The sequence below is a fragment of the Kitasatospora nipponensis genome (genome assembly GCF_039528135.1).
GTDB classification, from domain to species: domain Bacteria; phylum Actinomycetota; class Actinomycetes; order Streptomycetales; family Streptomycetaceae; genus Kitasatospora; species Kitasatospora nipponensis.
This window is the reverse complement of record NZ_BAAALF010001001.1, coordinates 1-561: the sequence shown is the minus strand read 5'-3', so window position 1 is coordinate 561 and position 561 is coordinate 1. Positions and strand designations below refer to the sequence as shown.

Here is a 561-nt window from a genome sequence, read left to right as displayed (position 1 = left end):
CATCGAGGGTTTCCTGTACCCGACCAAGTACTCGATCAGCCAGGGCATGAAGCCCGAGGACCTGCTCAAGCAGATGGTCGACACCGCCACCCAGCACTTCCAGGCGCTCAACCTGGACGCGGGGGCGCAGAAGGCCGGTGTGAAGAGCGGCTACGACGTGCTGATCGCGGCCAGCATCCTGCAGGCCGAGGGCAACAACTCGACGGACTTCGGCAAGATGGCCCGGGTCATCAGCAACCGGCTGAACACCGACACCACCCAGCACAAGCTGGGCATGGACACCACGCTGCAGTACTTCCTGGGTCGCACCAAGCTGACGTCGAAGGAGATCGACGACGGGTCGACCAAGTTCAACACCTACGCGATCAAGGGCCTGCCGCCCACGCCGATCTCCAACCCGGGGGAGGACGCGCTCAAGGCGATGCTCAACCCGACCCCGGGCAACTGGGCGTACTTCATCGCGGTGTCGCCGACCGAGACCCGCTTCTCGGACTCCTACGCGGAGCACCTGAAGAGCGTCGAGGAGAACTGCACCGCGCACGGCCAGGGCTTCGACGACCA

The 561-nt window shown here is 64.7% G+C and carries 1 protein-coding gene; it reads left to right on the top strand.

The genetic code is table 11. From position 1 onward, the window contains the following. Nucleotides 1–561: endolytic transglycosylase MltG (gene mltG / locus ABD323_RS44545; protein ID WP_344447672.1), on the top strand; the 561-nt coding region annotated here is incomplete at both ends.